Source organism: Acidocella sp. (assembly GCF_027352905.1).
Lineage (GTDB): Bacteria > Pseudomonadota > Alphaproteobacteria > Acetobacterales > Acetobacteraceae > Acidocella.
Genome location: NZ_DAIEIF010000013.1, coordinates 159,684 through 181,816, shown reverse-complemented (window position 1 = coordinate 181,816; position 22,133 = coordinate 159,684). Strand labels below are relative to the sequence as shown.

Sequence of the window (22,133 nt, the reverse complement as noted above, 5' to 3'; positions counted from 1 at the left end):
AGGTCGAGCGGGTTGGCGACCGAGGGATTGTCGAAGGAAAGAGCGAGGCTCGGCATGGGAGTCTCCTGATCCAGGGATGGTCCAAACGGGTGGAGACAACTCTAGCGCTAGTGCCGTGAGTGTTTCTTCACCACGACTCCTAGTCTACCGGGTTTTCATGTCGCGCTGCAATGAAGGAATTTTGCGAAGGGTGACGGCTTGCCAGTTTTGCCCGGGTCGATGATAGAGGCGCGGATTGTTGCCGCGCGGTTTGGCGCGGGCGCCAGATTGAGGATTGGGTGATGAGTTACGCGGTGAAGGAGATATTCCTTACCCTGCAGGGCGAAGGTTTGCAGGCCGGAAGGGCGGCCGTGTTCTGCCGTTTCGCGGGCTGTAACCTGTGGTCCGGCCGCGAGGAGGACCGCGCCGCGGCGGTTTGCACGTTTTGCGACACGGATTTCATCGGCACGGACGGGCCGGGGGGCGGGCGCTTTGGCGATGCGCAGGCGCTGGCCGGGGCGGTTGAGGCGGCCTGGCGGGGCGGGGCGGCGGAGCGGCTGGTGGTGCTGACCGGCGGGGAGCCGTTTTTGCAGGTTGATGCCGCGTTGACCGCGGCGCTGCACGCGCGGGGGTTTCGCATTGCCGCGGAGAGCAACGGCACGCTGGCGCCGCCGGAGGGGATAGACTGGCTCTGCGTGAGCCCGAAGGCGGCTGCGCCGCTGGCGGTGCGCGGGGGTGATGAGCTGAAGCTGGTGTTTCCGCAGCAGGCGGCGCCGCCGGCGCGGTTCGAGGCGCTGGATTTCAAACATTTTCTGTTGCAGCCGATGGATGGGCCGGCGCGCGAGGCCAATACCGCGGCGGCGGTGGCGTTCTGCCTGGCCAATCCGCGCTGGAGGCTTTCACTGCAAACACATAAATATCTGGGTATTCCTTAATGCATGAACTGAGAAAGCAATTCCGTTTTGAGGCGGCGCATACGTTGCGGCGGACCATAGATGCCGAGCCGAGCCGGCGGATTCATGGGCATTCATACCGCGCCGAGGTGGTGTTGCGGGGCGAGCCTGACGCGCGCAGCGGCATGTTGATTGATTTGGGCTATTTCGCGCGCAGCATCAGCGAGGTGCGCGAGGCGCTGGACCATCAGTTCTTGGATGAGATCGCGGATTTGGGCCCGGCGACGCTGGAGAATCTCGCGAGCTGGATTTGGGGCAGGCTGGAGGGGGATTGCCCGGGGCTGGCGCGGGTGAGCGTGTATCGTGACAGCGAGGGCGATACGTGCAGCTATTTCGGGCCGTCACGGCCTGGGGAATGAGGTGCTGGGGCCAGAGCCTTGGCGCTGAGAGATTGCTTTAACCGTCTCTACAAAAACACTGAGGATAATTTTCAAAAGTTTTTTGGGGCCTGGCCCTTTTTTACAAAAAAGGGCCAGACTCTTGGGGAGCTTTTTATAAAAAGCTCCCCAAGCCCCGCAAAAATTTTTAATAATTTGAATTCCTTATCAGGCTCTAGCTGCGGCGCAGGGCGGGGCCGTTATAGCGGGCGGTGAGGCCAAGCTCGTCCTCGATGCGCATCAGCTGGTTGTATTTGGCCGTGCGGTCTGAGCGGGCGAGGGAGCCGGTTTTGATCTGGCCGCAATTGGTGGCGACCGCGAGGTCGGCGATCGTCGCATCCTCGGTTTCGCCGGAGCGGTGGGACATCACGGCGGTATAGCCGGCGCGATGGGCGATTTCGACCGCTTCGAGTGTTTCGGTGAGGGTGCCGATCTGGTTGACCTTGACCAGGATGGAATTGGCGGTGCCGGCCTCGATGCCGCGCGTGAGGCGCACCGGGTTGGTGACGAAGAGGTCATCGCCCACGAGCTGCACCTTCGCGCCCAGGCGCTCGGTGAGGGGCTTCCAGCCGGACCAGTCATCTTCCGCGCAGCCATCCTCGATGGAGGCGATGGGATAGCGGGCGCAGAGACCGGCGAGGTAATCGACCATCTGCCCGGCATCGAAGCGCTTATCCTCGCCCTCGAGATGGTAGATCCCATCCTTGAAAAACTCGGTGGAGGCGCAGTCGAGCGCGAAGGTGATGTCCTCGCCCGGCCGGTAGCCAGCCGCCTCGCAGGCCCGGGCGATGAAGCCCAGCGCCTCATCGGCGGATTTGAGATTGGGGGCGAAACCGCCCTCATCGCCAACATTGGTGTTGTGCCCGGCCTCGTGCAGGCTCTTCTTCAGCGTGGCGAAAATCTCCGCGCCGATGCGCACCGCCTCGGCGATGGAGGCGGCGCCCACCGGCTGGATCATGAATTCCTGGATGTCGATGGGATTGTCCGCGTGCTTGCCGCCATTGACGATGTTCATCATCGGCACTGGCAGGGTACGGGCGAACACCCCGCCGATATAGCGGTAGAGTGGCATGCCATTATCGGCGGCGGCGGCCTTGGCCAGGGCCAGGGAGACGCCGAGGATCGCGTTCGCGCCCAGCCGCGCCTTGTTAGGGGTGCCATCCAGGTCGATGAGGATATTGTCGATGCCGATCTGGTCCTCGGCGTCGAGCCCGCCGATCGCGTCGAGAATCTCACCCTCGATAGCCTCCACCGCCCGCAGCACGCCCTTGCCGCCATAGCGGCTCTTATCGCCATCGCGCAGCTCCACCGCCTCATGCGCGCCGGTGGACGCCCCGGAAGGAACGGCGGCGCGGCCGAACGCGCCGGATTCGAGCAGCACATCCACCTCCACTGTCGGGTTGCCCCGGCTGTCGAGAATCTCGCGGGCGACGATATCGGCGATGGCGGTCATAACGGATCCTCTTCGAGAAAAATCAGCCGCGCAGCGCGCCTGGCAAGGCGGCGAGAGCGTGGTCGATCAGCGTCGGCTCCGCTTGGGCGCCGGCGGGGCCGCGCAGGATCGCGGTGGCCGCCGCTGTCGCCACATCGATCGCCGCGGCGCGGACCTCCTTTACCGCCGCGCCCTCGGCGGCGGCGATCCGCTCCATCGCCATGCGCTCACGCCGCCGCGCGGCGGCCTCCGCCTCGGCGGCGAGGTCTTGGGCCAGGCGTTCCGCCTCGGCATGGGCGGTCGCGAGAATCCGCTTGGCGTCCTCCTCCGCCTGGGCCTGTTTGCGCTTGGTCTCGGCCAGCATGGCCTCTGCCTCCGCCTTCAACTGGGCCGCCTCGTCAAGCGCCGTCCGCACAGCCTGGGCGCGGGCATCGAGCATTCCGGCGATGACCAGCCATACCCTCCGGCCCGCGAGGAACGCAAAGATCACCAGGGCGACAAGAACCCAGAAGGTGCCGTGCTGCCAAAAATTGAGATGAAACGCTTCGTATTGCATCGGTCAGGCCGCCTTTCGCGCCACCAGCGCCGCATCTACCTCGCGGGCGAGTTCATCGGCGGGCGGGGCCGCGCCGATGAGCCGGCGCAGCATCTCCTGCGCCGCCTCGGCCGCCACGGGCTTGATGGCGGCCAGGGCGGCGGTCCGCGCCGCCTCGATCCGCGCTTCCGCCTCCGCGAGCTTGGCCTCCATGCGGGCGTTCAGCTCCGCCGCCTGGGCGGCAGCCTTGGCCTTCGCCTGGGCCACGGCCTCGGCCACCTCGGCCTGGGCATTGGCCCGCGCCGCCGCCAGCGTCGCGTTCAAGAGCGACACGGCGCGGTCCGCCTCCAGCTTGGCGGCGCGCGCCGCGGCGAGATCGCGGGCGATGGCGGCCGCGCGATCCTCCAGCACCTTGCCGACCTGCGGCAGCCCCCAGCGGGAGAGCGCCAGGTAGAGCACCACCAGAATAACCACCATCCACCCCACCTGGTCGCCGGTGAGCGGGTTGGAGAAATCCATCTGCGGCATCTTGCCCTCCGCCAGCGCGGCGGAGGGGGCGAGCGCCAGCAGCAGGGCGGTGCTGAGCCGGCGCATCTTAAGTGAACAGGATGACCAGCGCGATGACCAGCGCGTAGAGCGCCACGGCCTCCGTCAGCGCGAAGCCGAGCAGAACGTCGCGGAACATATTGTCGCGCGCCGCCGGGTTGCGGCCCGTGGCGGAGACGAACGCGCCGAACAGATTGCCGATACCCACGCCCGCGCCGGCGACGCCGATGGTGGCGAGACCCGCGCCGATATCCTTGGCGAGCAGCGCGGCAGACTGAGGATCCATGTGACTTTCCTTTCCGTAGAGGGGGCTGTTTTAGAGGTCAGTGCATATGCACGGCATCGTGCAGATACAGGCAGGTGAGGATGGCGAACACATAGGCTTGCAGCCCGGCCACCAGTAATTCCAGCGCGGCGAGCGCTACGTTCAGCCCCAGCGGGATGATGGCGGCGATGGCGCCCAGCACGCCCAGCCCGGCGGTGAGCATGAGCATGAAGCCAGCGAAGACCTCCCACATCACGTGCCCGGCGGTCATGTTGGCGAAGAGACGCACGGAGAGCGAAACAGGGCGCGATAGATAGGAGATGATTTCGATGGGGATGAGCAGGGGCAGCAGCCAGCCAGGCACGCCCGCCGGCACGAAGAAGCGCAGAAAGCCGAGCCCGTGCGTATAGAACCCCACCCCGGTCGAGAACAGGAAGACAAACAGCGCCAGCGCCAGCGTCACCGCGATATGCGAGGTGAAGGCGAAGAAATAGGGGAACAGCCCAAGAAGATTGCCGAGCAGGATGAAGCTGAAAATTGTGAAGACCAGCGGGAAGAAGCGCCGGCCTTCCTCGCCGATCGTATCCACGCACATATTATGCACGAATTCGTAGAGCATCTCGACCAGCGATTGCAGGCGCCCCGGCACCAGGGCGCGGGCGCTCAAGCCAGCGGCGAACAGCCCGATGATGATGAGCGCGGAGGCCAGCATGGCCTCGTTGGAATTGGTGAAGCCGAGGGCGCGGCCCACCGGACCCAGACCGGGGGTGAGGGTGAATTGTCCAAGCGCGTCGATCGATGGTCCCGCCATGTGTCTTCCCTGCCCCGCCGCCGTCACCGCCGCTCGCGCGGCGCCCTGTCATCCGTCGCCCCGGCCCGCATCAGATTGCGCAGGCCCGCCGCCAAACCCACCGGGACCATGAGGATCATCAGCCAGGGGGTCGTGTGCAGAAGCTTATCCAGCCCCCAGCCGATCCCCACGGCGATGACCATCGCGGCCACCATCTCCACCCCGAGCCGCATCGCGAGTTCGATGGCGCGCCGCGCCGAACCCGCCTCGCTCCGCCCCGGTTCCCGCCGCGCGGGCCGGGCCGCGTCTTCCGCTGCCTGTAACCTCGCCTCAAACGCCGGCTTCTCGGGGCCTTCGCTCATGCTCGCCTGTCTCCTGCGGAACCTCCGCCGGAAGGGTGCGCCGGTTGCTATCCTCCCCCCCCAATACTGTCAAGAATGAATAAGCGGTATAATGCATGAGCCTTCCCTGTCTTGGCGCCGCATCAGCGCGGTTGACGCGGCAACGATTGTGCCGTCACAAAATCCCCCGCTGCTTGTTACCGTTGAGGACCCGCCTTGCCCGTGGAAGTGCCGCGCGAATTGCCGCTGGATCAGATTTTGCTGGGCGACGCCGCCGCCACGCTGCGCATGCTGCCCGACGCCTCGGTGCAATGCGTATTCGCGGACCCGCCCTATAATCTGCAATTGCGCGGCGAGCTGCGCCGCCCGGATGACAGCCTGGTAGAGGGGGTGGACGAGGACTGGGACAAATTCGCCGATTTTCCCGCCTATGACGCCTTCACCCGGGACTGGCTCGGCGAATGCCGCCGCGTGCTGGCCAAGGACGGGACGATCTGGGTCATCGGCTCCTATCACAACATCTTCCGCATCGGGGCGATCATGCAGGATCTCGGCTTCTGGATCCTCAACGACGTGATCTGGCGCAAATCCAACCCCATGCCCAATTTCCGCGGCCGGCGCTTCACCAACGCCCATGAGACGATGATCTGGGCGGCCCGCAGCCAGCAGAGCCGCTATAAATTAAATTACCAGGCGATGAAATCGCTCAATGACGAGGTGCAGATGCGCTCGGACTGGACGCTGCCGCTCTGCACCGGGGCGGAGCGGCTGCGCAACGCGCACGGGCTCAAACTCCACCCGACGCAAAAGCCGGAGGCGCTGCTCCACCGCGTCATCATGGCCGCGACCGCGCCGGGGGATGTCATCCTCGACCCGTTTCTCGGCACCGGCACCACGGCGGCGGTGGCGAAGCGGCTGCACCGGCATTTCATCGGCATCGAGCGCCACCCAGCCTATGTGGAGGCCGCCTGGGGCCGGTTGCGCGCCGAGGCGCGCGCGCCTCGCAACGCGGTGGTGGCACCCCCCGCCGGACGCGACGCGCCGCGCATCGCCTTCGGCAGCCTGGTCGAGCGCGGGCTGATCCGCCCCGGCGCGCGGGTGGTGGACCGCCAGCGCCGCTTCGCCGCCGAGGTGACAGCCGAGGGCGGGCTGGTCAGCGGCGGGCTGCGCGGCTCCATCCACCGTGTCGGCGCGGCGGTGCAGAACGCTCCCTCCTGCAATGGCTGGATATTCTGGCATTTCGAGCGGAACGGCGAGTTGCTGCCGCTGGACGTGCTGCGCAAGGAAAGCCAGCCGGAGGGTTGAGGGCGCCGCCCTGCGCTCCAATGTCAAGCGGATCGCGGGCGGGAGGCGTATGATCCCGCCCTCATCCGAGGAGACGCATCATGCCCGACCATCTGAAATTCTACATCGACGGCGCCTGGGTGGACCCGGCGGTACCCAACCGCATCCCGGTCATCGACCCCTCGACCGAGGATGTGTTCACCGAGATCTCCGGCGGCTCCCGCGCCGATGTGGACAAGGCGGTCGCCGCCGCGAAGGCCGCCTTCAAAGCGTTTTCCCACACCTCCCGCAAGGAGCGGCTGGATCTGCTCGAAACCTGCCTCGCGGTTTACAACAAGCGCTATGACGACATCGCCGAGGCCTGCGCGCGCGAGATGGGCGCGCCCATCGCCTTCGCCAAGGAGGCGCAGGCCTGGGTCGGTCAGCAGCATTTCATCGCGCTGATCGAGACGTTCAAGACATTCGAGTTCAGCGAGACGCGGGGCACCACTCTGGTGGTGAAGGAGCCGATCGGCGTGTGCGGCCTCATCACTCCCTGGAACTGGCCGCTCAACCAGATCGTCTGCAAGGTCGCCCCGGCGCTGGCGGCGGGCTGCACCATGGTCCTCAAACCCTCCGAGATCGCGCCGGTCAACGCGCTGATCTTCGCGGAGGTGATGCACGAGGCGGGCGTGCCGAAGGGCGTGTTCAACCTCGTCAATGGCACCGGGCCGGAGGTCGGGCAGGTGATGGCCGGGCATCCGGATGTGGACATGGTCTCCTTCACCGGCTCCACCCGCGCCGGGGTGATCGTGGCGCGGGAGGCGGCGGCGACGGTCAAGCGCGTCTGCCAGGAGCTGGGCGGCAAATCCGCTAACATTCTCCTGCCGGATGTCGACCTCGAAGATGCGGTGCGCAAGGGCATCGGCGCGTGTTTCATCAATACCGGCCAATCCTGCGACGCCGCGACCCGCATGCTCGTGCCGCACGGCCTGCATGACGAGGCGGTGGAGATCGCGGCCGATGAGGCGCGCAAGCAGGTGGTGGGGCCGGCCTTCGCGGAGGGCACGATGCTGGGCCCGCTGGTGAGCCAGGCGCAATGGGACAAGGTGCAGCGGCTGATCAAGGCGGGCATCGATGAGGGCGCCACCCTCGCCTGCGGCGGTCTCGGCCGGCCGGATGGGCTGAACAAGGGCTATTTCGTCAAGCCCACCGTATTCGGCAATGTCCGCCCGGGCATGACCATCGAGCAGGAGGAGATTTTCGGCCCCGTGCTCTCCATCATCCCCTATGACACGGTGGAGGAAGCGATCGAGATCGCCAACGACACGGTTTACGGCCTCGCCGCTTATGTCCAGGGCAAGAATATGGATCAGGTGCGCGCCGTGGCGGCTGAGATGCGCGCGGGCTCGGTCTATCTGAACTACCCGGATTCCGATTTTTACGCCCCCTTCGGCGGCTATAAGCAATCCGGCAATGGGCGCGAATACGCCGATTTCGCCCTCAATGATTTCCTGGAAATCAAGGGGATCGTGGGATACGGAAATTAAGGACCAATTATTTTTGCGGGCAAGCGCATTTTGTTCTTGTTATGTTCTGCATGTAGGAATATAAGCCTATCATCGGATACAACCTTAAGTAAGCGATGAAAGGAACCCGCCTATGTCATTCACCCTCCGCAATCTCTCGGTCCTTGCCTATGCCAACGGTTTCACCCTCTGGCACTACAAGGCGGGCAACGACAATCTGACCGAGGCGGCGCATCCCGGCTATTTCGCCGACGCCGCCGATCTAATGGCGGAAGGGGATATGGTGATGTTGAGCGGCACGGAGGGCGGGCGCATCGCCAGCGTCACCGGCCAGGGGCGGCGGATCGTCCTCAGCCCGCTGGTATGAGGGCCTCGGCCCAGCCCGCCAGACTCTCGAGGGCGTCGGCCAGCCTGCCGCCTTCCCGCGCCGCGAGGGCGATGACATACCCCGCTCCGCCCGGCAGCGCGCTCACGCCGCAATAAATCCCGGCGGATGGCACAGGCGGGGGCTCGCGCGGCGGGCCGCCGCCCAGGCACCAGATCTTGCCGAAGGCCCCGTAAGCACAGGCCGCATCCCCGCTCCGCGCCGTCATCCGCTCCGCCGCCAGCAGCCTGCCCCCCGGCGCGCGGATGCTGACCCGCCCGGCCAGCCGCCACGCCGCCGCCGCCTTGCCCGGCGCGTGGGCGGCGAACCCCTCCCAGAATAGCAGGCGCGCCCCTGGCGCCAGCACGACCTCCCAATCCTGAATGAGCGCCGCCCCCGGCAGCAGGATGAGGGGCCGCGTGGCGTAGATGAGCCGCGCCCCCGCGCCGGTCTCCAGCGTGATGCTCTGCCGCGCCGCCGCCGCCTCCCCCTGGCGGCGCACCGGGGTGGCGGCGGGCTGGATCAGCCGCACATCGGCCCCTTCCGCCAGCACCAGGCGCTGGCCTAGCCGCTCGCCGCCATAAAGCCCGCCCGAGATGGATTGCAGCATCACCACCGCCCCGCCCCGCGGCCCGCGCAATGGCGCGGCGAGGCCGAAAGGGTAGCCGGCGCGGCGGCGCGTCAGCAGGCTCCGCCCGGCCCCGTCCCGGGCGAAATGCAGGTCGAGCTGGGGATTCACCTGAGCATATAGGCGCGGTTGAGCGGTACCCGCCGCGCGGGCGGGCCGCTCAGCAGCCTTCCATCGGCGCGGACCTCGAAGGTCTCGCTATCCACCTCGATGACCGGCAGGGCGGTGTTATGGACCATATCCGCCTTGCCCAGACCGCGCGTGCTGGCGATGGGCACGAACGCCTTGCCCAGCCCGAGCTGGCGCTGCCGGCCGGCCTCGATGGCGAGGCGGGAGACGAAATTTACCCCCAGCCGCGCCGGGGAGCCGCCCAGGCTCCCCCACATCGGCCGCTGAAGATTGGGTTCGCTCTCCATCATGCTGCCATTGGCATCGCCGCAACTGGCCCAGATGATGAAACCGCTTTTCATCACCACGCGGGGCTTGATGCCGAAACTGGCGCGGGGCCAGAAGATGAGATCGGCCATCCGGCCAGGTTGCAAACTGCCGACATGGGCGGCGATGCCCGCCGCGATCGCCGGGTTGAGGGTGAGCTTGGCGAGATAGCGCTTGATCCGCTCATTATCGGCGCGCGCGGTGGTCTCCTCCTGCAGCCGGCCCAGCCGCGCCTTCATCACGCTGGCGAGCTGCCAGCATTTGGCGGTGTTCTCCGCGAGCCGCCCCATGCCCTGGCTGTCGGTGGAGAAAATAGAGATCGCGCCCATGTCGTGCAGCAGATCCTCCGCCGCCATGGTCTGCGGCCGCACCCGGGATTCGGCGAAGGCGAGATCCTCCGCCAGCCGCCAGTTCATCGCATGCGCCAGCATGGTCATCGGCAGCCCCTCATGCAGGGCGTAGGCGGTGAACGGGTTGGTGGGGTTGGTCGAGCCGGGCAGCACGTTGGCGTGGCCGTTCACCCGCAGCAGATCCGGGGCGTGGCCGCCGCCGGCACCCTCCGTATGGAACATATGGATGGAGCGCCCGCCAATGGCGCGCAGCGTATCCTCGCAGAACCCGTATTCGTTGATCGTGTCGGTATGCAGGCAGACGCTGAAATCATGCCGGTCCGCGGCGGCGAGGCAGCCTTCGAGCACCGCGGGCGAGGCGCCGAAATCCTCATGGATCTTCACCCCCAGCGCCCCGCCCGCCACCGATTCCTCGACCGCGCCGGGGTCGGAGCAGCCGCGCCCGAGAAAGCCGAAATTGAGCGGCGAGAATTCAGCCGCCTGCAGCATCTGGCCGAGAATGGCGGGGCCGGAACAGCTGACGTCGAAATACGGGCCGGGGGACATGCCGATGATGGTGGTGATGCCGCCCGCCATCGCCTGCTCGCTCTGCTGGGGGCAGAGGAAATGGGCATGGCTCTCCACCGCCCCGGCGGTGATGATATAGGCCTCGCCATGATGCACGGCGGTGTTGGGGCCGCAGCGCAGCGCGGGGTCCACCCCGGCCATGATGTCCGGGTTGCCCGCCTTGCCGATCCCGGCGATGCGGCCGTCGCGAATGCCGATATCGGCCTTGATGATCCCGAGAACGGCGTCGAGGATGGTGGCGTTCTGCACCACCGCGTCCAGCGCGCCGGAGGCCGCCGTGCCGGTGGTCTGGAAACCCTCGCCATCGCGCATCGCCTTGCCCGCGCCGGTGGTCAGCTCATCGCCATAAACCGTGTAGTCACGCTCGATCTCGGCGAGCAACCCGGTATCGCCGAGCCGCACCATATCCCCGGTGGTGGGGCCGAAGGTGGCGGCGTAATCGGCGCGGCTCATCCTCGCCATGGCTCAGCTCCCCTGATAGCCGCCGTCGCGCGCCGCCGTCAGCGCCGCCGCCTTCACCGCCGGGTCGTCCAGCCGCCCGCCGGTGAGTCCGGCCTGGCCCTGGACGATGCGCGTCCCCGCCATCGCCACCAGCCTCACCTTGCGGGCGATGCCGGGCTCGAAGCGCATCCCCGCCCCCGAGGGCACATCCAGCCGGAAGCCGAACGCGGCGGCGCGGTCGAAGCGCAGGGCGGGGTTGGTCTCGAAGAAATGGGCGTGGCTGCGCACCTGGATGTCGCGGTCGCCGGTGTTGAGCACCTCGATCTCGACGCGCTCCCGCCCGGCGTTGAGCTTGATCTCCCCCGCCGGGGTGATGATCTCGCCCGGGATCTCCTCCCCCTCCGCTTCCAGCCCGCCGGCGATGGGGCGGAAGACGATAACGAGCTTGGTGCCTTCCGGGAAATTCGCCTCGACGGCGATGAATTCGGCCAGGCTGGGCACGCCCGGCTCGACCTCCGCCGCCGTGAGCAGCCCCGCCGCCATATCCACGATCGCCTCATATTCCATGCCGGCGCGGGCGGCGAGCAGCATCTCATCGGCGATCAGCGCCACCGCCTCGGGGTGGGAAAGCCGGATGCCGCGCGCCCGCAACCGCCGCGCATGCTCCGCCGCGGTGAAGATTGTCAGCCGTTCGAGTTCGGTGGGGGAAAGATTCATGTCACGCCTCCGCCGGCGCGGCCACCAGCGCGTGCAGCCGGTGATCGATTCCGGCCAGCGCCGCCTGCGCCTCCTTGTAGATCTCGAACAGCCGGGCATAGAACGCCACCCCCTCCGCCTCGGGGCGGGTGACATCCTTGAGCCGCACGCAGCGCGCCGCCGCCGCCTCCGGTCCGCTGAACAGCCCGGCGCCGATGCCCGCCACCAGCGCCGCCCCGAAGGAGGCGTCACCCGCCTCCGTGCGCTCGATGACCAGCCCCGTCACATCCGCGATGATCCGCCGCCAGCAGGCGCTGCGCGCCCCGCCGCCCATCAGCCGGATGGGGCCGAACTCCAGCCCCAGGGCGCGCGCCGCCTCCAGCAGATCACGGATCGAGAAGGCGATGCCCTCATACACGGCGCGGGCGAAATGCATCTTGCCATGGGCCATGGTCATGCCAATGAAATCCGCCCGCAGCAGCGGGTCCCAATAAGGGGCGCGCTCGCCCTGGAGATATGGGTGGAAGAGCAGCCCCTCCGCCCCGCGCGGCGCGGCGCTGGCCAGCGCGTCCATCGCCTCGAACCCGCCTTCCGCGAACATCAAATCCCGCACCCAGCGATGCGCCGAGGCGCAGCTATTGGTGCCGGTGGCGGTGTAATAAAGGCCGGGAATGATATGCGGATAGCAGGAGACGGGCGGATGCACCGCCGGTCCGCGCGTGGCGAGGAAGAGGACCCCCGCCGTGGCCAGCTTGACCCCGCCAATGCCGGGCGCGTTGCCGCCGACACCGAAAAACTCCACCGTGGTGTCGTTGGAGCCGCACACGACCGGCGTGCCGGGCTTGAGGCCGGTGCGGGCGGCCGCCTTTTCCGTCACCCCGCCCACCACCTGCTCCGGCGGCACGATCGGCGGCAGAATCGCCATATCGAGGCCGATCAGCCGCGCCATCTCGGGCGACCAACTTTTGGTGCGGTCATCGGCCAGCAGGGTGCCGATCGCGTCCGCATAATCGGTCTCCCAGGTGCCGGTGAGGCAGGAGCGCAGGAAATCCTTGGCGAGATAGAGCCGCCGGGCGCGCGCCATCACCTCCGGCTCATGCGTCCTCAGCCAGGCGAGCATCGCCAGCGTCCAGGTCGGGTTGACCCGGTTGAGCGCGGTGGCGACGATTTCCGCCCCCGCCCGCTCATGCAGGGCCTCGGCCTCGGCGGCGGCGCGCTGGTCGCTCCACATGATCGCCGGGCGCAGCACGGTGCCCTCCCCGTCGGTGAGGACGGGGATATGCGCCCCGGCGGAGAGGCCAATGCCCGCGATCCGCCCCGCCTCCACCCCATGCTGGGAGAGAACGCCCCTGACCGCCTGGCAGAGGGCGGCGAACCATTCCGCCGGATCCTGCTCCGCCCAGCCGAAATGGCGCATGGCGGTGGAAACCGGCGCCGCCGCCTCCGCCTTGATCGCGCCATCGGGCGTGATCAGCGTCGCCTTGAGGCTGCCGGCGCCAAGATCGATCCCGAGCAGGTAGGTTTCAGCCAAGCCAATCTCCGCGCGCCTTCGCGCCGCGCAATCTATACCTCGTCCCCGCCAGAGGCCAGCGCCGCTAGCGGATGGCCTCCTCCGCCATGGCCCGCGCCTCGCATTGACGCAGGGCCGAGGTGAAGCCGAGGCAATAGGCCCGCGCGTCATGCCGGCGCGCCTGGGCGAGCAAGGCGGCATGGCGCTCGCGCCGCTCCTCCAGCCCCATGGTCAGGGCGCGGTCGATCGCCTCCGCCACCCCATCGATATCATAGGGGTTCACCAGCAGCGCCTCGGGCAGGATGCTGGCGGCGCCCGCGAATTTGGAGAGGATGAGCACGCCGGGATCATCCGGGTTCTGCGCCGCGACATATTCCATCGCCACCAGGTTCATGCCGTCGCGCAGCGGCGTCACCAGCCCGATGCGGGAGATGCGGAACATTCCCGCCAGCAAGGGACGGCCCGCCGCGCGGGTCATGTAGCGCAGCGGCACCCAGTCGAAATCCGAGAAGGCGCCATTGATCGCCCCGGCCTTGTTGTCGAGCTCGTCGCGCAGATCCCGGTATCTATCCACCTCCTCGCGCGAGGGCGCGGCGACCTGGAGGAAGCTCACCCGCCGCCGCTGGTTGGGGAAGCGCGAGAGAAAACGCCCATAGGAATCGAACCGCGCCGGCAGGCCCTTGGTGTAATCCAGCCGGTCGGCGCTGATCATCAGCGCGCGCCCGGCGAGGCTCTCCACCACCCGCCTCGCCTCGACCCGGCGCACCGCCCGCACCGCCAGCCCGTGGAAGGCGTCCACATCCACCCCCACCGGCGTCACCACGGTGCGCACCAGCCGGCCCCGGTAATGCAGGGACTCGCCCTGGAGGGAAAAACCATGACAGCGCAACGTCGCGAGGAAATGCTCCTGATCCCGCCGCGTCTGGAAGCCAATGACGTCATGGGCGAGCAGCCCCACGAGCAATTCCTCGCCCGGCGGCAGCAATTCGTAGATCGCCGGGGCGGGGAAGGGAATGTGCAGATAAAATCCGATGCGGTTGGTCACGCCCCGGCGGCGCAGAGCCGCCGCCACGCCGAGCAGCTGGTAGTCGTGGATCCAGACGAGGTCATCCGGATGCAACAACTTGACCAGGGCCGCCGCGTATTCCTCATTCACCTCCTGATAGGCCCGGTATTCCCCGGTGTCGTAATTCACGAAGCTCGGCAGCATGTGAAAGAGCGGCCAAAGCGTGCTGTTGGAGAAGCCCAGATAGAAGGCCCGGTAATCCGCCTCCGCCAGATCGATGGTGGCGTAGCTGATCCCCTCCGATTCCGCCTCGCTGATTTCACTTGAGCGCTCCGGCACCTGGTGGCCGGACCAGCCGAACCAGAGCGAGCCGGGCACCAGCGCATCCGCCAGCCCAACCGCCAGACCTCCCGCGCGCGGGCTAGATGGATCCGCGACGTCCGGCACGCGGTTTGAAACGACTACGAGGCGCGCCATAACCCTTCCTCCCAACTGCGTGACAATCTCATCGCGCAAAGTATCAAGCCCACATGTGAATAGGTTTGCGGAAAATTACCCCAGAGGCGGGGCTCTCCCTCCTTGGAGGTGGCCACATCCTCCGAGAGCAGGCCGACATGGTTGCGGACGGCGAGAATCCGCTCGAACAGCGCCCGCGCCTCGGCCAGCCGGCCCGCCATGGCCAGAGCGTTGACGTACCAGAAGCTGCACAGCAAAAATGCGGTCTCGGGCAGGCCGAAATCATCCGGCGCGTCGTAGCGCAGCACGAAGCCGTCATGCAGCAGCCGGCGCGCCACCATATCGAGCGTGGCGGAGAATTCCGGCGAGCGGGCGCCGATGAAGCCGATATCCGGCAGGACCAGCACGGAGGCGTCCGCGACCTCCTCATCCAGCACGCCCGAAAGCCAGCCCTCCGCCGTGACGACGCGGCGCAGGATTTCATCACGCAGGCCCTGGGCGCGGGCCTCCCAATCGGCGGCCTCGTCCTCCAGCCCCAGCGCCCCGGCGATCATCGCCAGGCGGGAGAGCGCCGCCCAGCACATGGCGGCGGAAAAACTATGGACCCGCGCCCGGCCCCGGAATTCCCACGGCCCGGCATCCGGTTCCAGCGCCACCCGCGCCGCGATCTCGCCCAGCGGGCAGAGCTGCCGGTACAAGGCGAGATCGCCGCGCAGCTTCAGCCGGTGGTCGAAGAAGAACTGGGTGAAGCTGAGAATGATGGCGCCATAGGCGTCGTTCTGGCGCTGGATGGCGGCGCCATTGCCGACCCGCACCGGCCCATCCCCGCCGGCATAGCCGGGCAGGCAGGGGGCGATGTATTCGCCGAGCTTCATCCCCGGGGCGATGGGAAAGAGCGGCGGCAATTCCCCCGGCCCCGCCGCCGTGACGTTATCCAGCACGAAATTGAGATAGGTTTCCATCGTCCGCGTCGCCGAAAGGCGGTTGAGGGCGGAAATGGTGAACATCGAATCCCGCAGCCAGCAGAACCGGTAATCCCAGGTGCGGCCCGAGCCCGGCGCCTCCGGGATGGAGGTGGTGAGCGCCGCGACGACGCCGCCCGTGTCGTCGAAGGAACAGAGCTTCAGCGTGATCGCGGCGCGGATCACCGCGTCCTGCCAGTCGAACGGCACGTTGAGATTGGCCACCCAATCCTGCCAGTAATTCCGGGTTTCTGAGAGAAACTGGGTATAGAGCGAATCCGGGGACTGGCTGAGCGGCTCATCGACGCTGAGCACCAGCGTGCCGGGGCGGCTCAGGGTAAAGGCGTTCTCGTGCAGGACATGGGAGATGGGCATGTCCGTGGTGGCGCGCAGGGCAAAATCCGGCCCGGCCCAGCGCAGATGATTGCTGCCGATGGATGGGCGGGGATGCTGCTCGCCATAATTGAAGCCGGGGCGCAGCCTTATGGTGATGCGCGGCCGCCCCGCCAATGGCTCCACCCGCCGGATGAGCATGAAGGGATGGAAGATGCGTCCGTAGAGCCGGAAGCGGGGGCAGAAATCGACGATACGCAGGGCGTTGCCCTGGCCGTCGCGCAGGATGGTCTCGACGATGGCGGTGTTGGGCATATAGCTCTGGCTGGACTCCGACAGCCCCGCCAGCTCGGTGGCGAACGTGCCATTCTCCGGCGCGCCGCCACCCAGCAAGGCATGAAAGACCGGGTCGCCATCCAGCCTTGGCCAGCAGCACCAAAGATGCGTGCCCTGGCGGTCGATCAGCGAGGCGATGGCGCCATTGCCGATGGCGGCGAGGTTAAGGTCGGGCCCGCGCGTCATAGGGCGCCTTCCTTCAGGTGGCTGGCCAGCCATTGCCGCACCGCCTCCGGCTCGCCCCTGAAATCATGCGCCACATGCAGCCCCGCCCCGCCCAATTCCCGGGCGCGCTCGATGGCGGGCTCGTCCGTCACGTCATCGCCGATGAAGACCGGGCGGCGGCCCCGGAAAGGCGGGCGCGCCATGAACGCCGCCAGAGCCTCACCCTTATCCGGCCCGCGGGAGCGGATTTCCAGCGCCTGCTTGGCGGGCAGCAGCACCAGCCCGGAATGCGGCACCGCCAATTTTTCCCCCAGCGCCGTCAGCGCCTCGCCATGCTCCGGCGCGGCGCGCCAATGCAGCGCCAGCCCGAAATCCTTCTCCTCCAACAGCGTGCCGGGCCGCGCCGCCACCGCCTGGCGCAGGGAAGGCGCAATCTCGGCCAGGGCCGGGTCCGGCTGGTGGCGGGCGAGCAGCGCGCCATCGGCTCCGCGCAGCAAGGCTCCATGTTCCGCCGCCGCCGCGAAGCCAGGGCCAAAGAGGCGGTCGATATCGGCGAGGCTACGCCCCGAGACCAGGGCCAGCGCGCCGCCCAGGCGCTGTTGCAGCCGGGCGAGACACTCCGGCAGGCCGGGCGGTACGATGACGCTCTCGGGCGAGGGGGAAAAATCCAGCAAAGTACCGTCGATATCGAGGAAAAGGGCGGCGTCCCGCTCCAGCACGGCATATGGCGGATGGAAAGACATGAAACGCATATGGCCTTGTGCGGTCCGGCTTTGTCCTAAAGGCCCAATGAAGATCTCGTAACATGGGGGCGGGGCGGATCTTTATACCGGCTTTATCCGCCCGCTCCTCTTTCCGCATCGCGGCCTTATGGGGCGGGGGATTAATGTGCGCTCCGCATAGGCGGTTCCCCCATGGACAACATTATCACCCTGCTGATCAGCGCCGTGATCTTCACGCTGCTGATCGCCTACGTTCCCGCCTGCGAGCGCGTGTGATGCTGGACATGCGCATTTATATCCGCCAGCTGCGCAAAAAGCTCGGGCCGGAATTCTCGGCCCGGCTGCGGACGGAACCCGGGGTGGGCTACCGGCTGCTGAATGAATGAAACAGCGCCGCGATGCGGGTGAAATTGGAAAGCTATCGTCCGCAGCGGGGGAAACTCAGCCTTCCAACCCCATGGTCCAGAAATCCGCCTCCAGCCGGGAGGCGGTGGCGAAGATGCGTGTGAGGGAGGCAAGCCGCGCGGCCGCGCCCCGGCGCCGGCCCAGATCCTCGAAAGCCGCGATGGCGGTGGCGACGCTGCGCTGATACGCCGCGCTTTGATAGGCGCCGATCCAGTCCCGGTAGGGATGGTCCGGCGCGGGCGCGTCCAGACGCTGGCCGATCTCGCCATAACCCGCGATGCAAGGCATCAGCGCGGTGAAGAGGTCGAGCGCGTCTCCGGCGAGGCCGGTATCGATCACGTAACGGGTGTAGAGCATGGTCGCCGGCGCTTCCGGCTCGGCCCGCATCTCCGCCTCGCTCAGCCCCCAGCCGGCGCAGAATGAAATATGCAGAGGCATCTCCTCGATGATGGCGTTCAGCCCGGCGGCGGCGGCGCGGATATCCGGCCAGTCCGTCTGCTTGAAAGCGAGCAGCGCGTAGGCCCGGGCGAAATGGATGAGAAACAGGTAATCCTGGGTCAGGAAACGGCGGAAACAGGCGGCGGGCAGCGTGCCCGCGCCGAGCTGGCGGACGAATTCATGCCCGGTATAGGCCTCCCACTCGGCATGGGCGGCTTCGCGCAGCTGGGCGAACAGACCGTCACCGATGGTCATCGCCTCTCTCCGGGACGCCGGATCACGCCTGGCGCGGCCGGAGCAGGAACTCGCGCCCGATTTTGACCCGCGGCATACCGTCATACGCGACGATATCGGCGGTGGCGTAAGTCTCGCTCCAATTATCCGGGATGAAGCTGCCTGTCCCCACCACGTCGATCGGCGCCTTGGCATCCGCCATGACCGAGCATTTTTCCACACCGAAGCCAGAGGAGACGACGATCTTCACCGCCGGAAAGCCCGCCTCGGTCAAGGCCTCGCGCATCTTCCAGATAGCGGCGGCGGAGACGCCGGTGCCGATGAGATAGCCAAGATCGCGATGGGTGCGATAGCGGCGCAGCGCGCCGGGGGCGTTGCGCTCCAACACCGCGTAGCTTTCCTGGGGACCCATCCCTTCCAGATAGCGGCCGCCATGCGTGTCCAGCCGCACGGAAAGACGCCCCGACCGCGCCATCTCGGGGAAGCGGCGGCAGACTTCCAGCCCGTCGGTGATCTCCCGGCCAAAATAATCGACCAGCACGGTCAATGGCTCGGCGGGAAAGGTTTCATGGAACATTTCCGCCGCGCGGAGGGTGGAGCCGGCATAGCCGATGAGGGCGTGGGGCATGGTGCCCAGCCCGCGGGACGCGCCGAAATAATGCGCCGTCCAGTCATTGGCATTGCCGATGAAGCCCTTGGCGCCCTCGGCCTGGGCCGCCCGCGAGCCGACGGCGCAGGCATAGGCCATCAGCTCCTGCATCTCCGCCCCGGCGCAATGGCGCGCATCCATGGCAAGAAAGGCGGCGTTGGGCAGGGCGGCGGCCATCTGGAAGGCGTTATGCGCGGCCACGCAGGCAGCGCCGATTTTCTGCAAGGCGAGCGTCTCCAAATCCGCCAGCGCCACGAAGCTGCCGGTGACATAGGCCAGCGGCTCGCCCGCCCCCACCCATTGTCCTTCCTCGCGCGGCAGCTCGATCTCGAATTGCCGTCCCCGCGCCCGGCCCACCGCGCGCAGCCACTCCACCATGATCGCCGGGGCGCAGATGACCGGACGGCGCAGAAAAATCGCGTAAGTGACCGTGCAGTCCCCGAACCGGGCGACAATCTGGCGCGTATGGTTGAAATAGGCGTCCGTGCGGGCGACGATCTCCCCGTCCGAGAGCGGGGCCGGCGTCACGCGGCGGCCTTCGAGGCCCGGCGGGACTTCAATTCCTCGGCCAGATAGAAGGCGAGTTCGAGGGATTGCTCGGCATTCAGCCTGGGGTCGCAGAAGGTCTCGTAACGCGCGCCCAGATCATCCTCGGAGAGGCCGCGCGCCCCGCCCACGCATTCGGTCACGTTGCGTCCGGTCATTTCCAGATGCGCCCCGCCGGCGATGGTGCCCTCCGCCTCATGCGCGTCGAAAAACCCGCGCAACTCGGCGAGAATGTCGTCGAAACGGCGGGTCTTGACCTTGGCGGCGGTGGTGATGCCATTGCCGTGCATCGCGTCGCACAGCCAGACCGGCTGGCGTCCGGCGCGCTTGACCGCGCGCAGCAGCGGCGGCAGCGCCTCTCCCACCTTGGCCGCGCCCATGCGGGAAATCAGCGTCAGCCGCCCCGGCTCGTTCTGCGGGTCGAGCAGGTCCATGAGCCGCAGGAGTTCATCCACGCCCAGGCTGGGGCCGACCTTGATGCCGATGGGGTTTTTGATGCCGCGCATGAATTCCACATGCGCCCCGTCCGGCTGACGGGTGCGATCGCCGATCCAGAGAAAATGGGCCGAGCAGGCGTAATGATCGCCGCTGGTCGAATCGATGCGGGTGAGGGCCTGCTCATAAGGCAGCAGCAGCGCCTCGTGGCTGGTATAGAAATCGGTCTCGCGGATTTGCGGCGTGTCGGCGCTGGTCAGGCCGCAGGCGGCCATGAAGCCGAGGGTTTCATCGATGCGGGAGGACAGCTCCCGGTATTTGGCCGCGAGCGGGGATTTCTCGACGAAGTCGAGATTCCAGCGATGCACCTCGTGCAGATCCGCATAGCCGCCGGAGGCGAAGGCGCGCAGGAGATTAAGCGTGCCCGCGGATTGAAAATACGCGAATTCCATGCGGCTGGGATCGGGGATGCGCGCGGCCTCCGAAAACTCGGGCCCATTGATGATGTCGCCCCGGTAGGAGGGCAGCGTGACACCGCCCTGGCTCTCGGTCTCCGAGGAGCGGGGCTTGGCAAACTGGCCGGCCATGCGGCCCAGCTTGACCACCGGCATGGCGCCGCCGAAGGTAAGCACCACCGACATTTGCAGCAGCACGCGGAAGGTGTCGCGGATGATGTTGGCCGTGAAATCGCCAAAGCTTTCGGCGCAATCCCCGCCTTGCAGCACAAAGGCCTGGCCCCGGGCGGCGCGGGCGAGATGCGCCTTGAGGTTCCGCGCCTCTCCGGCGAAAACCAAAGGCGGAAAGCGGGCGAGACGCGCTTCCATCGCCGCCAGCTTGTCCGGGTTGGGATAGCTGGGCACCTGGCGGATGGGCCGGGCGCGCCAGCTATCGGGCGTCCAGCCGGAAGAAAGAGCGGCTGGGCTGATCGTGTCCATATCGTCTCCAGAAGGCGTTTCTTGATCCCTCAGTTTAAGCGCGATTTGCGCCGCAAGGCTACTAAGGGGTGACGCCACCCCCGGCAACCCTGGTTTGTGTCCGCAATGTCACAAATTCCTCCGCCGCCGTGGGATGGATGCCGATGGTATTGTCGAAATCCGCTTTCGTCGCTCCGGCGGTGATGGCGATGGCCAGGCCCTGCACGATCTCCGGCGCGTCCTCCCCCAGCATGTGCGCGCCGAGTACTTTGTCGGTACGCGCGTCCACCACGAGCTTGATCAGCGTCTTGCGCTCCCGGCCCGAGAGATTGTGGCGCATGGGCGTGAATTTGGAGAGAAAGATCTTCGCGCCTTCATGGCGTTTCGCCGCCTCGTCCTCTGTCAGCCCCACCGTGGCGATGGGGGGGATCGAAAAGACCGCCGTCGGCACCTGGCCAAGATCCACGCCGCGCGGGCGGTGGCCAAAGAGCGTGTCCGCCAGGGCATGGCCCTCAGCGGTGGCGACGGGGGTGAGGTTCAGCCGGTCCGTCACGTCGCCCAGCGCGAAGATATGCGGGATGTTGGTGGCGAAATCAGGCCCGACGGCGATCTCGCCCCGTTTGCCCGTCTTCACGCCGGCGGCGGCGAGGCCGAGCGAGGAAGTATTGGGGGCGCGGCCGGTGGCGAAGAGGACCATATCGGCATCCACCACGCCGAAATCCGAGAGAGCGAGATGTTTGCCCTCGTCGTCCACGGTGATGCGCTCGGGCGTGACATCCCGGTGGAGGATGATCCCGTTTGCCTTGAGCGCCGCCGCGAGCTCCACCCGCACATCCTCATCGAACCCGCGTAAAGGCAAGGGCTGGCGATAGATGAGATGGGTCTCCGACCCGAGCCCGGCGAAAACCCCCGCGAACTCGACCGCGATATACCCGCCGCCGACGATGGCGACCCGCCGGGGCCGCTCCGGCAGCACGAAAATATCGTCCGAGACCACGGCGTGCTCCGCGCCGGGGATGTCGAGGCCGGTGGGGCGGCCGCCAGTGGCGATGACGATGCGCTCGGCCGTGACCCGCTGGCCGCCGACATCGAGCGTGTGCGGGTCGAGGAACCGGGCCGGGGCGTCGAACAGCCGCACCCCCGCCGTCTTCAGCAGGCGGCGGTAAATGCCATTGAGCCGCGCGATCTCCTTGTCCTTGGCGGCGATGAGCGCGGCCCAGTCATGCCCGCGCGCCGCCACATCCCAGCCGAAGCCGCGCGCGTCCCGCGCGGCGGCGCCATATTCCGCCGCCATCACCATGAATTTCTTCGGCACGCAGCCGACATTGACGCAGGTGCCGCCCCAGAACCGCGCCTCGGCGATGCCGACCCGCGCCCCATGCCCTCCCGCGACACGCGCGCAGCGCACGCCGCCCGAGCCGCCGCCTATGACGAAAAGGTCGAAATCCATCGCCCGTTCTCCTGCTTTCAAGGTTAGCTAATCGGAGCGCCAGGCTTTGGCCAGCCCGGGTCGCTAGACAGGCGGGCGCTG

The 22,133-nt window shown here is 67.3% G+C and carries 23 protein-coding genes; 6 read left to right on the top strand and 17 right to left on the bottom strand.

Going from position 1 to position 22,133, the window contains the following annotated elements; translation table 11 throughout:
• Window positions 1–281: 281 nt before the first annotated feature.
• Together queE and M7H45_RS01915 are read left to right on the top strand one after the other, a co-directional pair.
• Entirely contained in the window at window positions 282–914 is a 633-nt protein-coding gene (gene queE / locus M7H45_RS01920; RefSeq protein WP_298214155.1) for a 7-carboxy-7-deazaguanine synthase, read from the top strand.
• Window positions 914–1,291: a 6-carboxytetrahydropterin synthase gene (locus tag M7H45_RS01915; RefSeq protein WP_298214153.1), complete on the top strand. Its 378-nt coding sequence runs from the start codon at window positions 914–916 to the stop codon at window positions 1,289–1,291. The genes queE and M7H45_RS01915 overlap by 1 nt, the downstream gene beginning before the upstream one ends.
• A 193-nt stretch (window positions 1,292–1,484) precedes the next feature.
• On the opposite strand, the gene eno is transcribed toward M7H45_RS01915, so the two are convergent.
• Genes eno through M7H45_RS01885 form a run of 6 tightly spaced genes read right to left on the bottom strand, consistent with a single transcriptional unit; the run spans window position 1,485 to window position 5,239 of the window.
• Window positions 1,485–2,762, bottom strand: coding sequence for a phosphopyruvate hydratase (gene eno / locus M7H45_RS01910; protein ID WP_298214152.1), 1,278 nt, complete (start codon window positions 2,760–2,762; stop codon window positions 1,485–1,487).
• Window positions 2,763–2,784: 22 nt separating this feature from the next.
• Window positions 2,785–3,297, bottom strand: coding sequence for a F0F1 ATP synthase subunit B (locus M7H45_RS01905; RefSeq protein ID WP_298214150.1), 513 nt, complete (start codon window positions 3,295–3,297; stop codon window positions 2,785–2,787).
• 3 nt (window positions 3,298–3,300) lie between these two features.
• Window positions 3,301–3,870, bottom strand: a complete 570-nt coding sequence (locus tag M7H45_RS01900; protein WP_298214148.1) for a F0F1 ATP synthase subunit B — start codon at window positions 3,868–3,870, stop codon at window positions 3,301–3,303.
• A gap of 1 nt (window position 3,871) precedes the next feature.
• Window positions 3,872–4,108, bottom strand: a complete 237-nt coding sequence (locus tag M7H45_RS01895) for an ATP synthase subunit C family protein (protein WP_298214146.1) — start codon at window positions 4,106–4,108, stop codon at window positions 3,872–3,874.
• Between the two features lie 37 nt (window positions 4,109–4,145).
• On the bottom strand, window positions 4,146–4,898 hold the full coding sequence (locus M7H45_RS01890) for a F0F1 ATP synthase subunit A (protein WP_298214144.1): 753 nt from the start codon (window positions 4,896–4,898) through the stop codon (window positions 4,146–4,148).
• A 23-nt stretch (window positions 4,899–4,921) separates the two neighbouring features.
• Window positions 4,922–5,239 carry an AtpZ/AtpI family protein gene (locus M7H45_RS01885; protein WP_298214142.1) on the bottom strand — a complete coding sequence of 106 codons (318 nt, stop codon included), beginning with the start codon at window positions 5,237–5,239 and terminating at the stop codon, window positions 4,922–4,924.
• Window positions 5,240–5,506: 267 nt separating this feature from the next.
• On the opposite strand from M7H45_RS01885, the gene M7H45_RS01880 reads away from it, so the two are divergent.
• The 3 genes from M7H45_RS01880 (at window position 5,507) to M7H45_RS01870 (ending at window position 8,377) form a co-directional block, all read left to right on the top strand.
• Window positions 5,507–6,523: a site-specific DNA-methyltransferase gene (locus tag M7H45_RS01880; RefSeq protein WP_298214159.1), complete on the top strand. Its 1,017-nt coding sequence runs from the start codon at window positions 5,507–5,509 to the stop codon at window positions 6,521–6,523.
• Between the two features lie 80 nt (window positions 6,524–6,603).
• Entirely contained in the window at window positions 6,604–8,031 is a 1,428-nt protein-coding gene (locus tag M7H45_RS01875) for an aldehyde dehydrogenase family protein (protein ID WP_298214140.1), read from the top strand.
• 112 nt (window positions 8,032–8,143) lie between these two features.
• Entirely contained in the window at window positions 8,144–8,377 is a 234-nt protein-coding gene (locus tag M7H45_RS01870) for a hypothetical protein (RefSeq protein WP_298214138.1), read from the top strand.
• Here the strand turns inward: M7H45_RS01870 and M7H45_RS01865 are convergent.
• The 7 genes from M7H45_RS01865 to otsB all read right to left on the bottom strand — a co-directional run bounded on the left by M7H45_RS01865 (window position 8,361) and on the right by otsB (window position 17,011).
• Window positions 8,361–9,113: an urease accessory protein UreD gene (locus M7H45_RS01865; RefSeq protein WP_298214136.1), complete on the bottom strand. Its 753-nt coding sequence runs from the start codon at window positions 9,111–9,113 to the stop codon at window positions 8,361–8,363. The two genes, M7H45_RS01870 and M7H45_RS01865, sit on opposite strands and share 17 nt — an antisense overlap.
• Window positions 9,110–10,816 (bottom strand): urease subunit alpha, encoded by a 1,707-nt coding sequence (gene ureC / locus M7H45_RS01860; RefSeq protein ID WP_298214134.1) that lies wholly within the window; start codon window positions 10,814–10,816, stop codon window positions 9,110–9,112. Before ureC ends, M7H45_RS01865 begins: the two co-directional genes overlap by 4 nt.
• Before the next feature lie 3 nt (window positions 10,817–10,819).
• Window positions 10,820–11,512 carry an urease subunit beta gene (locus M7H45_RS01855; RefSeq protein ID WP_298214132.1) on the bottom strand — a complete coding sequence of 231 codons (693 nt, stop codon included), beginning with the start codon at window positions 11,510–11,512 and terminating at the stop codon, window positions 10,820–10,822.
• Window position 11,513: 1 nt separating this feature from the next.
• Entirely contained in the window at window positions 11,514–13,022 is a 1,509-nt protein-coding gene (locus tag M7H45_RS01850) for a xylulokinase (protein ID WP_298214130.1), read from the bottom strand.
• Between the two features lie 64 nt (window positions 13,023–13,086).
• Complete coding sequence (locus M7H45_RS01845; protein ID WP_298214128.1) at window positions 13,087–14,484, bottom strand: trehalose-6-phosphate synthase; 1,398 nt, start codon at window positions 14,482–14,484, stop codon at window positions 13,087–13,089.
• A complete protein-coding gene (locus tag M7H45_RS01840; protein WP_298214126.1) occupies window positions 14,469–16,280 on the bottom strand; it encodes a glycoside hydrolase family 15 protein in 1,812 nt (603 codons plus the stop codon). Before M7H45_RS01840 ends, M7H45_RS01845 begins: the two co-directional genes overlap by 16 nt.
• Entirely contained in the window at window positions 16,277–17,011 is a 735-nt protein-coding gene (gene otsB / locus M7H45_RS01835; protein ID WP_298214124.1) for a trehalose-phosphatase, read from the bottom strand. Before otsB ends, M7H45_RS01840 begins: the two co-directional genes overlap by 4 nt.
• A 245-nt stretch (window positions 17,012–17,256) precedes the next feature.
• On the opposite strand from otsB, the gene M7H45_RS01830 reads away from it, so the two are divergent.
• Window positions 17,257–17,367, top strand: a complete 111-nt coding sequence (locus M7H45_RS01830) for a helix-turn-helix domain-containing protein (protein WP_298214122.1) — start codon at window positions 17,257–17,259, stop codon at window positions 17,365–17,367.
• A gap of 55 nt (window positions 17,368–17,422) precedes the next feature.
• On the opposite strand, the gene M7H45_RS01825 is transcribed toward M7H45_RS01830, so the two are convergent.
• The 4 genes from M7H45_RS01825 to gorA all read right to left on the bottom strand — a co-directional run bounded on the left by M7H45_RS01825 (window position 17,423) and on the right by gorA (window position 22,052).
• On the bottom strand, window positions 17,423–18,079 hold the full coding sequence (locus M7H45_RS01825) for a TenA family protein (RefSeq protein ID WP_298214120.1): 657 nt from the start codon (window positions 18,077–18,079) through the stop codon (window positions 17,423–17,425).
• A gap of 22 nt (window positions 18,080–18,101) precedes the next feature.
• Window positions 18,102–19,235, bottom strand: coding sequence for a nicotinate phosphoribosyltransferase (locus tag M7H45_RS01820; protein WP_298214119.1), 1,134 nt, complete (start codon window positions 19,233–19,235; stop codon window positions 18,102–18,104).
• Window positions 19,232–20,623, bottom strand: coding sequence for a class II 3-deoxy-7-phosphoheptulonate synthase (locus tag M7H45_RS01815; protein WP_298214117.1), 1,392 nt, complete (start codon window positions 20,621–20,623; stop codon window positions 19,232–19,234). The genes M7H45_RS01820 and M7H45_RS01815 overlap by 4 nt, the downstream gene beginning before the upstream one ends.
• Before the next feature lie 61 nt (window positions 20,624–20,684).
• Window positions 20,685–22,052 carry a glutathione-disulfide reductase gene (gene gorA / locus M7H45_RS01810; protein ID WP_298214115.1) on the bottom strand — a complete coding sequence of 456 codons (1,368 nt, stop codon included), beginning with the start codon at window positions 22,050–22,052 and terminating at the stop codon, window positions 20,685–20,687.
• Window positions 22,053–22,133: the final 81 nt, after the last annotated feature.

Bases quoted from the DNA above. Each gene is read 5' to 3' on its own strand.
- M7H45_RS01815 (WP_298214117.1), bottom strand. From the start codon at position 20,623: ATGGACACGATCAGCCCAGCCGCTCTTTCTTCCGGCTGGACGCCCGAT.
- M7H45_RS01880 (WP_298214159.1), top strand. From the start codon at position 5,507: ATGCTGCCCGACGCCTCGGTGCAATGCGTATTCGCGGACCCGCCCTAT.
- otsB (WP_298214124.1), bottom strand. From the start codon at position 17,011: ATGCGTTTCATGTCTTTCCATCCGCCATATGCCGTGCTGGAGCGGGAC.
- M7H45_RS01830 (WP_298214122.1), top strand. From the start codon at position 17,257: ATGCTGGACATGCGCATTTATATCCGCCAGCTGCGCAAAAAGCTCGGG.
- M7H45_RS01890 (WP_298214144.1), bottom strand. From the start codon at position 4,898: ATGGCGGGACCATCGATCGACGCGCTTGGACAATTCACCCTCACCCCC.
- M7H45_RS01875 (WP_298214140.1), top strand. From the start codon at position 6,604: ATGCCCGACCATCTGAAATTCTACATCGACGGCGCCTGGGTGGACCCG.
- M7H45_RS01895 (WP_298214146.1), bottom strand. From the start codon at position 4,108: ATGGATCCTCAGTCTGCCGCGCTGCTCGCCAAGGATATCGGCGCGGGT.
- ureC (WP_298214134.1), bottom strand. From the start codon at position 10,816: ATGGCGAGGATGAGCCGCGCCGATTACGCCGCCACCTTCGGCCCCACC.
- M7H45_RS01900 (WP_298214148.1), bottom strand. From the start codon at position 3,870: ATGCGCCGGCTCAGCACCGCCCTGCTGCTGGCGCTCGCCCCCTCCGCC.
- M7H45_RS01855 (WP_298214132.1), bottom strand. From the start codon at position 11,512: ATGAATCTTTCCCCCACCGAACTCGAACGGCTGACAATCTTCACCGCG.
- M7H45_RS01885 (WP_298214142.1), bottom strand. From the start codon at position 5,239: ATGAGCGAAGGCCCCGAGAAGCCGGCGTTTGAGGCGAGGTTACAGGCA.
- M7H45_RS01905 (WP_298214150.1), bottom strand. From the start codon at position 3,297: ATGCAATACGAAGCGTTTCATCTCAATTTTTGGCAGCACGGCACCTTC.
- M7H45_RS01825 (WP_298214120.1), bottom strand. From the start codon at position 18,079: ATGACCATCGGTGACGGTCTGTTCGCCCAGCTGCGCGAAGCCGCCCAT.
- M7H45_RS01845 (WP_298214128.1), bottom strand. From the start codon at position 14,484: ATGGCGCGCCTCGTAGTCGTTTCAAACCGCGTGCCGGACGTCGCGGAT.
- M7H45_RS01915 (WP_298214153.1), top strand. From the start codon at position 914: ATGCATGAACTGAGAAAGCAATTCCGTTTTGAGGCGGCGCATACGTTG.
- eno (WP_298214152.1), bottom strand. From the start codon at position 2,762: ATGACCGCCATCGCCGATATCGTCGCCCGCGAGATTCTCGACAGCCGG.
- gorA (WP_298214115.1), bottom strand. From the start codon at position 22,052: ATGGATTTCGACCTTTTCGTCATAGGCGGCGGCTCGGGCGGCGTGCGC.
- queE (WP_298214155.1), top strand. From the start codon at position 282: ATGAGTTACGCGGTGAAGGAGATATTCCTTACCCTGCAGGGCGAAGGT.
- M7H45_RS01870 (WP_298214138.1), top strand. From the start codon at position 8,144: ATGTCATTCACCCTCCGCAATCTCTCGGTCCTTGCCTATGCCAACGGT.
- M7H45_RS01840 (WP_298214126.1), bottom strand. From the start codon at position 16,280: ATGACGCGCGGGCCCGACCTTAACCTCGCCGCCATCGGCAATGGCGCC.